11 protein-coding genes are annotated in these 10,921 nt (G+C 57.0%); 9 read left to right on the top strand and 2 right to left on the bottom strand.

Translation table 11 applies throughout. From position 1 onward, the window contains the following. Positions 1–391: 391 nt before the first annotated feature. Positions 392–823 carry an SseB family protein gene (locus L0H14_RS10105; RefSeq protein WP_301421770.1) on the top strand — a complete coding sequence of 144 codons (432 nt, stop codon included), beginning with the start codon at positions 392–394 and terminating at the stop codon, positions 821–823. A gap of 95 nt (positions 824–918) precedes the next feature. On the opposite strand, the gene L0H14_RS10100 is transcribed toward L0H14_RS10105, so the two are convergent. Further along, positions 919–1,677, bottom strand: coding sequence for a SurA N-terminal domain-containing protein (locus L0H14_RS10100; RefSeq protein WP_301419437.1), 759 nt, complete (start codon positions 1,675–1,677; stop codon positions 919–921). Positions 1,678–1,991: 314 nt separating this feature from the next. Between L0H14_RS10100 and L0H14_RS10095 the strand changes: the two genes are divergently transcribed. The 8 genes from L0H14_RS10095 (at position 1,992) to L0H14_RS10060 (ending at position 10,094) form a co-directional block, all read left to right on the top strand. Further along, positions 1,992–3,344 carry an aminomethyl transferase family protein gene (locus L0H14_RS10095; RefSeq protein WP_301421769.1) on the top strand — a complete coding sequence of 451 codons (1,353 nt, stop codon included), beginning with the start codon at positions 1,992–1,994 and terminating at the stop codon, positions 3,342–3,344. A 5-nt stretch (positions 3,345–3,349) separates the two neighbouring features. After that, on the top strand, positions 3,350–4,801 hold the full coding sequence (locus L0H14_RS10090) for an aldehyde dehydrogenase family protein (protein WP_301421768.1): 1,452 nt from the start codon (positions 3,350–3,352) through the stop codon (positions 4,799–4,801). A gap of 197 nt (positions 4,802–4,998) precedes the next feature. Next, the gene (locus L0H14_RS10085) at positions 4,999–5,691 is read left to right on the top strand and encodes an HAD family hydrolase (protein ID WP_301419440.1); all 693 of its coding nucleotides are present in this window, start codon (positions 4,999–5,001) and stop codon (positions 5,689–5,691) included. A 7-nt stretch (positions 5,692–5,698) separates the two neighbouring features. Next, entirely contained in the window at positions 5,699–6,712 is a 1,014-nt protein-coding gene (gene phnD / locus L0H14_RS10080; RefSeq protein ID WP_301421767.1) for a phosphate/phosphite/phosphonate ABC transporter substrate-binding protein, read from the top strand. A gap of 20 nt (positions 6,713–6,732) precedes the next feature. Further along, positions 6,733–7,554 carry a phosphonate ABC transporter ATP-binding protein gene (gene phnC, locus L0H14_RS10075; RefSeq protein WP_301419442.1) on the top strand — a complete coding sequence of 274 codons (822 nt, stop codon included), beginning with the start codon at positions 6,733–6,735 and terminating at the stop codon, positions 7,552–7,554. 2 nt (positions 7,555–7,556) lie between these two features. Next, positions 7,557–8,390: a phosphonate ABC transporter, permease protein PhnE gene (phnE, locus tag L0H14_RS10070; RefSeq protein ID WP_301419443.1), complete on the top strand. Its 834-nt coding sequence runs from the start codon at positions 7,557–7,559 to the stop codon at positions 8,388–8,390. Then, the gene (gene phnE / locus L0H14_RS10065) at positions 8,387–9,247 is read left to right on the top strand and encodes a phosphonate ABC transporter, permease protein PhnE (protein ID WP_301419444.1); all 861 of its coding nucleotides are present in this window, start codon (positions 8,387–8,389) and stop codon (positions 9,245–9,247) included. The genes phnE (L0H14_RS10070) and phnE (L0H14_RS10065) overlap by 4 nt, the downstream gene beginning before the upstream one ends. Further along, positions 9,225–10,094: a MurR/RpiR family transcriptional regulator gene (locus tag L0H14_RS10060; protein WP_301419445.1), complete on the top strand. Its 870-nt coding sequence runs from the start codon at positions 9,225–9,227 to the stop codon at positions 10,092–10,094. Before phnE (L0H14_RS10065) ends, L0H14_RS10060 begins: the two co-directional genes overlap by 23 nt. A gap of 32 nt (positions 10,095–10,126) precedes the next feature. Here L0H14_RS10060 and L0H14_RS10055 read toward each other — a convergent pair whose 3' ends face one another. Further along, a complete protein-coding gene (locus tag L0H14_RS10055; protein ID WP_301419446.1) occupies positions 10,127–10,858 on the bottom strand; it encodes a PIG-L deacetylase family protein in 732 nt (243 codons plus the stop codon). Between the last annotated feature and the right edge of the window lie 63 nt (positions 10,859–10,921).

Here is a 10,921-nt window from a genome sequence, read left to right as displayed (position 1 = left end):
CAAAGCAGCGACGTTAGCGACCGTGGCGGCGGTATTAGTGGTGTCCATCGACGACGAGGTTGGCAGGGACAGGGGCGAACCTTAGGACTGGCGTACATGTGTTAATGGGGTATACACGGTTAGACGTTTAGCCTTGGGTGTGCGGTTGCACTTCCTTGGTTTGCAGGACAACTTGCATGCCGTGTGCCTGCTGAACGCCGTCGTCTTGATAATTCTTGCCGCGACCCAAACTCGATTGCACAGCGCGAAATCCTGAGTCGCTCAGACTTGAGTGGGGTTCACAAGTTCGCCGTGCATCGATGATTTCACACGAGGCCTTGTATTGCGTACCGTGGAGGGCGTTATGCCTGTGGACAGCAGGTCCCCGATGAAAGAATTTTGAGGTATTGAGATGACACAGGACGCAGCATTTCCTGAGCAGACTGACCTACGAGAAAAGCTGATCACCGCTACTGCAGGTGAAACCAGCAATGAACATGTTGTGGAAGTCGTCAATGCCTTCCTGAATGCACAGGTGGTTTTCCCATCCGTGGACCAAGCCGGCGAAGATGGCTCGGTTAGCCCACTGATGTTGCAGGATACCGACGGCAATCCAGTGATGCCCCTGTTCACCGATCCAGAAGGTATCCCAGAAGATTTCACCGAAGCTGCCCCACACGTAAGCGTTGTTCCGGGCTCGGCAATCATTCAGTCAGTTACCGACGCCGGTATTGTGCTCGACTTTGGTTCCGACCACCAGTTCGGGCTGGCCCAAGAGCAGATCGAAGCAGTCCGTAACGAAATTGTTTCTCAGATGGGTCAAGAGCAGATGGACCAAGAATAAGACTCCATTAATGGCTTCGGCCGCGATGTACGGAACGTTATCCATACATCGCGGCCGAATTGCCTTAATGCGACGAGTCTGACGTGCTGGTCAGTTTAGATATGGGTTTCGATATCAGCGTCCTCACGCAGGCCCTCTAGGTGAGCCGCGACTGCTTCATTTTCTTTCTGCTGAGCAGCCTGCTCCTCGAGGTCAGGTTTCAACTCGTCGAATTCCGGAACCTCTTGCTGCTGGTCCTCTTCCATCTGCTCGTTCATGGCCTCAAGCTGTTCGACCTGCATGTCATACATTTCTTTCAGGTCTTCTTCTGACGGTTCTTCAGCATCGACGGTCTCGATGACCTGTTCCATCAGGACTTCCTTGCGAATGTCCTCGCGAACGCGTTCTTCATCCAGGCCCTGTTCTTCAAACTGCTTCACCAGGTCGTCCGAGGAGTCCATGCCATTTTCTTCAGCCATGGTGGCCAGGTACTCATCGACGTCCTCGTCGGAGGCAGTGTAGCCCTCCTCATCGGCTTCGTTGACGAGCAATTCACTGTTGATCATCATCTCCAGTGCCTGCTGCTTGATTTCTTCTTGATCCGGTTCTTCACCGGTCATTTGTGATTGCATCGACAGCTGCTGGAACTGCGCTTCGTAATTCTTCGAGAATTCGTCACCAGAGATCTCTTCGCCATCGATCTCGGCCACGACATCGGGGATGCCTTCGAGATCTGGTTCAGGCATTTCTTCCTGACCCTGCTCTTGGCTTTGTGCGGCTTCGTCCTTGGTGTCTTCCTCACCGTCTGCTCCGCATGCTGCCAGGGTGAGGGCCGCAGCGGCTGCGGCAAGGCTCAAAAGCAACTTCTTCGGCATTTCAGGCACTTCCTTACATTGAAATCGTGATTCTCGGCGAGATTATCAGAGGATACTGAGTGCTGCGTCCAGCAGGTATTCAGCGCGCACTCAGTAGCCGACGCCGACATTGCTAACAATTTCGTTGTCAAATATTCGAATCGTCACTATGCTCATAATTGTGACGCACGGCACAACAGGTTGCGTCGTGGTGCTTTTGCAACCAGAAGCGATGTTTATCAGAGGAGCGCGTTATCGCACATCCCAGTCAATCAGCAGCCCCCGTCGGCTCACTCCAAGACCTACTCAATGGGGCCGAGAACCCGGTTGAGCTCATGCGGAATATGCCAACGGGCGCCTATATTTACCCGGTGGTCGCACCAGAATTCACGAACTGGCGCGACGAAGTCATGGCCTGGCGCGAGACGGCAGTACTTTTTGACCAGACCCCCCATATGGATAATCTGATCATCCGGGGGCCAGATGCCCACAAACTCTTGTCCTATACAGCGATCAATTCATTCGAGAACTTTCCGGTCAATCGCGCTAAGCAATATGTCGCGGTCACACCGGCCGGGCATATCATCGGTGACGGGATCGTCTTCCACGAAGAACAAGACCAATACACTTACGTTGGACGCGCACCCGTAACCAACTGGTTGATGTTCCATGCTCGGTACGGCGACTATGACGTTGAGCTGACAGCCGACCGACGATCGCCGTCTCGCCCGATGGGCAAGGCTGTACATCGCGAACGCTGGCGCCTCCAAATACAAGGACCCAGAGCATGGGACGTTATTGAAAAACTTCATGGCGGGCCGGTAGAGCAGCTGAAGTTCTTTCACATGGGCACCCTCAACGTTGGTGAACTGACGGTGAGCACACTGCGGCATGGCATGGCCGGTGCGCCGGGACTGGAACTGTGGGGCCCATATGCGGACTACGACAAGGTGCGCGAAATCATCATGGAAGCCGGCCAAGAATTTGGGCTGAAAGCCGTGGGAGCGCGGGCATACTCCTCCAATACGTTAGAGTCCGGTTGGATCCCGTCCCCGTTGCCCGCAATTTACACCGGGGACGACATGCTTGCCGACTACCGCAACTGGTTGAGCACCGACTCCTACGAAGCCAATAACACCATTGCCGGGTCATTCGTCTCCGACAAGATCGAAGATTATTACACCACCCCGTGGGAGCTCGGCTATGGCGGCTTCATTCGATACGACCACGAATTCATCGGCCGGCAGGCATTGGAAGCCATGGACCCAGCGCTGCAACGTCGCAAAGTCACGCTGGCGTGGGACAGCGGAGACATGGTCCGCATCCACTCCTCTATATATGGCACAGCGGAACTGCCGTATAAGTTTTTCGATTTACCAAACGCCAACTATGGTTCATCGAATTTTGACTCAGTCATCGACCGCGACGGCAACGTGGTGGGGCTGTCCATGTTCGCCGGCTATTCGGCAAATGAACGCACCGCACTCTCACTGGCCATCATCGATCCACAAATCCAACCGGGCGCACGACTCAGCGTGGTGTGGGGAGAGCCCGACGGCGGCAGCCACAAGACGACCGTCGAGCGTCACCAGCAACTGGCAGTAGGAGTCACCGTCTCGCCGGTGCCCTACTCAACCGAAGTACGGGAGTCTTATGAAGGCACCTGGCGTAAACAAGGACAGGTATAAAGACCATGGCAACGCAAATACTGACGACCCCGCTCTACTACGGCGGCCACGAATATACGACCACCGCGACTATGCGCGTTATGAATCCGGCCAAACCCTCCGACCTGATCGGCGAGGCCGCATCCGCCACCGCGAACCAGGCTCTGGAAGCGGTAGCGGCGGCCAAAGCCGCTTTCCCAGAATGGGCCGCCACCCCGCCAAAGCGCCGAGCCGAAATGTTGCTCGCTGCCTCCGAAACCGTGATGAACAACGCTGAAACAGAAGCAGCACTGTTGTCAGGAGAAAACGGCAAAGTCGTAGGGGAGTCCACCTTCGACCTGATGGGCTTGGCCCAGCGAACCGAACTGGCCTGTGGGCTAGCAGATCAGGTAGATGCCGTAGATACACTGCCCGGGCCACCCACTGAAACCCTGGTCACGCATAAGCCAATGGGTGTGGTCACCGTCATTGTTCCGTTCAATTGGCCGATCGCCATCCTGGGAGCATCAATGCCCTATGCGCTCATGGCGGGTAACACCGTGATCGTCAAGCCACCACCCTCAGCTCCACTGGCCATTACTCGAGCGGTACAACGCATGGCCGAAAAACTACCGGCAGGAGTACTCAACGTGGTGACTGGCGAAGACGCCGAGATTGGCAGCGCACTGGTGTCGAATACCGACGTCGCCAAGGTATGTTTCACCGGTTCAGTCAACGGCGGCAAACGCATTATGTCCATGGCGGCAGAAACGCTGACCAATGTTCTGCTCGAACTGGGTGGAAATGACGCCGTGCTGATACTGCAAGACGCAGAGTTTACGACAGAAAATATGGACGCCCTCTTCGGGGGAATCTATGGTTCCACCGGACAAATCTGTATGAACGCCAAGCGGATCTACGTACACGCCAGCAAGAAGCAGGAGCTCATCGATGAACTGACCGCGAGACTCGAGCAGGTAAAACTTGGCCCCGCCAGCGATCCCGAAACCACCATGGGACCGCTGCATCAACGAAGCCAACTGGAATACGTCAACGAACTCGTCCAAGAGGCCAAGGACTCCGGTGCCGAGGTCCACGAATTCGGTGAGATACCAACCGGGGCGTGGGCCGGCGGTAACTTTGTGCGACCTTCGTTGATCATTGACCCTGACCCAGAGCTGCGAGTGGTCACCGAGGAACAGTTCGGCCCAACCATTCCGATCATCAGTTTTGACGACGTCGAAGAGGGGATCCGCATGGTGAACGACACCCCATACGGACTCTGCAACAGTGTGTGGACCGCCAATGAGCAAACCGCCAAAGAGGTGGGTGCTCGACTTGAGGCCGGCTACGTCTTCCACAACACGCACGGCGCCCCGAGCCTAGATCAGCGAGCACCATTCGGCGGCATCAAACAATCCGGTATGGGCCGCGAGATGGGCACGATTGGTCTGCGAGAATTCCAACAGCCACACGCACTGGGCCTGCATAAGGGGTAGCACTCCCAAGTACAAAAACTCCACCGCACCGGTTACGACCAGGTGCGGTGGAGTTTTTTGTGGTTTCTACGTTGCACCCTTGAACAGGATCTTTACCGATCAGTCATGCACTGTTTACACAATAGTGGTCATACCGTTCATAACGGCCTCTTACGGTGGACGCATCGTCCAAAACTTCTTTCCCTAAAGGACCCTGCGTGACACCAAGCATTATTTTCGACTTTGATGGAACACTAGCTATTGGCCACGGCCCGGTACTCGCATATGCGCGGCTCCTTGCGCCGGCGGCGGCCCCCGGGTTTCTCCAGCGGGTCGAAGCAGAGCTTGTGCGCTATGACAACGGCGCGACAGATTTTCGTGATGGCTACAATATCGTTGCATCACTGGGGGCCGCTGACGGGGTTCCTGAAGCGATAATGGCTGCGGCTTATACCAATAGTCGCGCACAGCTCGGCACTGCACAGGCCCCGGTTGAATCGATGCCCGAATTGAAAGCTGTATTATCAGCACTCGGTCAGTATGCCCACCTGGTACTTGCGACAAACGCACCGGGCGAAGGCGTCGACCGGGTACTTGCCAATTGGAATGTTCAAGACCGTTTCGACGAGCAGCATTTCAATGTCGGCAAACCGGCAGGGCTCTACAACATTGTCGAAAGCGCCCTTGACCGCGGACCCGTACTGGCGATTGGTGACATCGCCGAGTATGACCTTGCACCAGCGCTCCAGCTTGGAGCCGACACGGCTCTGGTCGGTGCTACTGCGATGACGTCCACCGCGCCGGTCACGATGCGCGGTGCATCACTGGAACACCTCGCATCCGATATTCAGACCTGGGCTGCTCAGGCGGCTAACCACTCCGACACAGTTTCCACATTTTCTGAAAGGTAACATACCCATGCGTAAAACCCCTCTGGCCACCATCAGCATGCTTGCCGTCTCCGTTCTCCTGTTGTCGGGCTGTTCCGGCGATTCCAGCGCAGAAGCCGACGCCGCCGATGGCGACTGGCCCGAAGCCATCACCCTGTCCCTGGTTCCTTCCACCGAAGGTGAAGACCTCGCCGAAGCGCTTGACCCGTTGACCTCGTATCTCTCCGACAACCTTGGCATCGACGTTGAAGGTGTGGTCGCCAATGATTATGCAGCGACTGTCGAAGCTCTCGGAGCGGACCAGGCCGACGTCGTGATTACTGACGCTGGCTCCCTCTACAACGCAGTCGAGCAACACGATGCAGAACTGATCCTGCGCGACGTTCGGTTCGGCGCGACCTCCTACGCAGCAGTCGGTTACACAAATAACCCAGATACATACTGTGACGATGAACCGGTAATGGCAACATACGATGCCGCCGGCACCGAAATGGCTTACTGCAATGGCCTTGAAACCGCTGGCGACGTAGCCACCGGGGATGGGCCCGTTGGTACTGAAGCGCTGGAGAACATTGATGCGGGTACCGAAATCGCCCTGCAGGCCGCGACTTCGCCGGCGGGCTACCAGTACCCGGTAGTCGCGATGCAAGATGCCGGTATTGATGTTGATAACGATATTACGCAGGTCCCGGTCGAAGGCAATAACAACGCGGTGTTGGCCGTCCACAACGATGACGCCGAAATAAGCTTCGGCTATTGGGATGCCCGCGATTCAATCGTGAAGGAAGCCCCGGACGCTGCCGAGAACGTGGTGGCCTTTACCTATACGGAAATGATTCCAAACGGTGGTGTCGCTGCCGCCAATACACTGCCGGACGACCTCGTCGCAGAACTCACCACCCTCATGGATGACTATGCAGGGTCCTCAGACGAAGCCGCCGACGTCATGTACGACCTCGTCGGACTGTCCGACTGGACCGCAGAGACCGGCGAGGAGGAAATCGCCCGCTACGGCGAAATCCTCGAAATGTTCGCAAACTAAAGCTCATGTTGGAGGCCATCATGCACACCGAAAATCAGTCACCGCAGACCGTCAACGTAGCCGGATCAGCATCCTGGCAAGTCGAACTCGACCATGTCTCAGTGACGTACCCGAACGGCACACGCGCGTTATCCGACGTGTCACTACGGATCGAACCCGGTGAAATGGTCTCGATCATCGGTTTGTCAGGGTCCGGCAAATCCACGCTGATCCGCACTATCAACGGCCTCGTGGCCGCAACTCAGGGCGTCGTCACGGTGGGTCCGCATCAGGTCAACGCACTGAGCGGGCGGGCCCTTCGTGACGTACGCGGCCAGATCGGCATGATTTTCCAAGGGTTCAACCTCGCTGAGCGCACCGATGTTCTGCATAACGTCCTCGTCGGGCGGTTTGCCCATCTGCCACTGTGGCGCACACTCTTGGATCTGCCTACCAAACATGATCGGAATATTGCACTGGGTGCACTCGACTCAGTGGGGATACTCGAGACGGTTTGGACCCGAGCGGGGGCATTATCTGGCGGACAGAAACAACGCGTCGCAATCGCCCGTGCCCTCTCGCAGGAACCCAGTGTCATGCTCGCTGATGAGCCTGTGGCCAGTCTTGACCCGCCAACCTCGCATGCGGTGATGGGTGATCTGCGCCGTATCAACCAGCAATATGGTCTTACGGTATTGATCAATCTGCACCTGATCGATCTGGCCAAACAGTACACCACCAGATTGATTGGTCTACGTGACGGGCGGCTGGTCTACGATGGCCCGGTCCAGAATGCCACCGACAAGGACTTTGAAGAAGTCTATGGTCGCCCCATCCAGGCTCGAGATCTTTTGGGGAACTGACCATGACCACGACTACGGCACTAACCGATACCACCGACGATATCGCAGCGCGCATTCCACCCAAGTCACGCCAGCTCTGGCGCACCCTGGTAGGTATCTCAGCACTGCTGCTTTTCACGATCGCGACGACGATCCCGGCGATTGGCGGCATCAATATTGACCTGGCCTCGATCGTGCATAACTGGCACAACGGGTACAGCAAAATGCTGCAGATGCTGCAACCGAACTTCGACTTCCTACCGCGCACGTGGCGCCCCATGGTTGAAACCCTGCAAATGGCACTGGTTGGTGCTGCGGCATCGGCTGTCGTCTCGATTTCGCTGACCCTCTGGGCTGCGAAACCCACGAATCCCGATGGTCTTACTCGGAGCATCGTACGTACGATGATCAACGTCATCCGAGCTGTCCCGGACCTGGTGTATGCAACCGTGTTGGTCGCCATGGTCGGCGTCGGGGCGTTACCCGGTGTGCTGACTTTATTTCTGTTCAATATTGGCATCGTGGTCAAGCTCGTTTCTGAAGCTATCGACTCTGCTGACCACTCTTACATGGAGGCCGGCCGCGCGGCCGGCGGCACTCAAACACAGATCAACCGAAGTACAGCATTGGCGCAAACCTGGCCGTTATTTGCCAACCAATGGCTCTATACGCTGGAACTCAACGTACGCATCTCCGCCATCCTTGGTATCGTCGGCGCCGGCGGTATTGGACGGCTGCTCGATGAGCGCCGGGCGTTCTACGCTTATTCGGATGTATCCATCATCATCCTTGAGATCCTCGTCGTAGTGATCGCCATTGAGCTCCTGTCCAACTTCATTCGAAAGAGGCTCGTGTGACATCCGTTTTGTCCACCGCTGAGCGTTCAGAACAAGATACTGCAGGGACTCAGGTGCCGAAGCAGCCCTCCAAACACTGGACCACGGCATTTGCCTTTGCTGCGGGCCTCGTGATTCTCATTGCCACGGGTACCCTCCAGATTTCCTGGAGCGATTTGCCCGCTGTACCAGGCCAGGTCTGGCACTATCTGCAACTCATGTTCGCATCCCCAGATTGGTCCAGGCTGCCGCGGGCACTGTTTGAAATGTGGCGGTCGATCTCCATGGCCTGGATCGGAGCTATCCTGTGTGTCCTCGTATCGATCCCACTGGGAATGCTTGCCGCCCTGGGAGTCGGACCGAGATGGTTGCGCATTCCCTTGCGAATGATCTTCGCTGTCATCCGGGCGTTTCCGGAAGTCATTATCGCGATTATCTTGCTCACCGTCACCGGCCTGACACCATTCACCGGCGCGCTGGCACTCGCCATTTCGGGTGTTGGACAGCAGAGCAAATGGGTCTACGAGACCATCGAATCCCTGCCGAAAGGAACCACAGAAGCTGTGCGCGCTGCCGGGGGCAACGTCGCTGAGGTCACTCGCTGGGCCCTGTGGCCAGCGGCTGCACCATCACTGATCTCATTTGCTCTCTACCGGTTCGAAATCAACATCCGAACCTCAGCCGTACTCGGCCTGATCGGTGCCGGCGGTGTTGGCAGTATGCTGGCCAATTATACGAACTACCGGGAATGGCCCACCGTTGGCATGCTCTTGATTGTCGTGGTCGTGGTGACCATGCTGATCGATGCCGTCTCTGGAGCCATCCGCCGTCGGATCATGGAAGGTGGTCGTGCCCGTGCTGTGGCAACAAACGTCTGATACCCCTCCGTCTGCGCGAATGGCTTCACTCGTCCCCTCCCTGCAACCAAATCAGCGTCGTGTTGTCGAAGCCATTATGGCCGACCGCGCAGCAGCAGCCGAAGGGACCGCGCAGGAGCTAGCCGAACACGTTGGTGTCGGACGAACGACTGTGATTCGTGCTGCCCAGTCATTGGGCTACGATGGCTTCCCCCAGCTACGGGTGGCCCTCGTACACGAGATGGCACTGGACCAGCCGGTCGATATTGCATCCGGGAGCGAAGCATCATCAATGCTTGGACAGCTTCGGACGAGGATAACGAATTACAGCTCGACGCTGGCCACCGCAAGTTCCGCGTTGACCGAAGAACTCTTACACGAATGCATTCGCGCACTCGATGAGGCAGGCCGTGTGCTCGTCGTCGCGCACGGTTTATCAAGTCCGCTCGGACTCGATCTGGTGCAGCGGCTTAATTCGGCCGGGCGCTCTGCAGAAATGCAGCTCGATCCAGTGACCGAGCAGATCACCGCTCGCCAACTCGGAAGTGGGTCGGTGTGCTTCTGTTACTCCGGTTCGGGCGCAAACAAAGCCACCCTGGATACGATGCACGCAGCCAAACGTGGTGGCGCGCAAGTGATCGCTATGACCTCGTTCGCCGGTTCAGCGGTGACAGAAACAGCGGATGTGGCGTTGGTGGTCCCGCCCACCACGGACTCGTTCCAGGACGAGCTCATGCGTACCTCGCGAGCGACGCTGATGCTCATCACAGAACAACTCGTGGATCTGCTGACAACCTACCGTGGCGAACGTGGACGCGAAGCCCTGCTGACATCCCTATCCATGATCGGAGACTCCCTTCGGGAATAGTCCCGATCACAGGATAGAGAAGTGTACGAGTGTTAGTATTTCGCGAACGCCATGGCGTAGTCCACGCCCGCGGACCGTCCCGCATCGGCAAGCATCTGAGGTACGAAGTCTGCCGGTGCAGGATGGTCTGGGATGTCCGCAAGATACTCTTTATGCGCTGCTAGTGACGCGACCGCTTTATCGACACCAGTCTGTGAGACCTCGACAAAGTGGGTGGGTTTCGTGCCGGTGAGCAACGTCGTCTGTGCTTCCCAGGTGGTCAGGCCCTCGTGGAACTGTTCGGTGAATAACCATTGGTTGCCGGCGTCCCGAACTGCATCAATGGTTGCCAGTCCCACTGCCCGGTGATCTGCGTGATCCAGTCCCCAGTCCACCTGCAACTGACCTGCTCCGCTCACGACGACATCGGGTTGAAACGCCCGAATCTCACGGGCGATAGCCTTCCGGAGTTCGATGCCGTATTCAACCAGCCCGTCAGGAAAGTCCAGGATGGTCAGGTGCTCGACGCCGACGATATCGCACGCCTCGCGTTGTTCAGCGGCACGTATCTTTCGAGCCTCGATCGGCGGCCGTTGCATACCGGCTTCACCGGCTGTGACCAGCAAATAGCCCACTTCGATACCGCGTTCGCTCCACATCGACACGGCAGCCGAAGTGCCGTACTCTGCATCGTCCGGATGCGCTACGACCACCAAGACTCGAGTGAATGCACTGTCGTCGAGAGGACTCAGGGCGGCAACGGTTCCGTCACTAGACTGTGTCATAACGGAACCTAGTCAACTTTCATTTCGCCGAGTTCATCCCACTGCTCGCCGTCGAGCATCATG

It is taken from the genome of Yaniella sp., from assembly GCF_030453185.1.
In the GTDB taxonomy this organism is placed as follows: domain Bacteria; phylum Actinomycetota; class Actinomycetes; order Actinomycetales; family Micrococcaceae; genus Yaniella.
The sequence above is the reverse complement of the archived record's forward strand: the minus strand, read 5'-3'. Positions and strand labels throughout refer to the sequence as shown.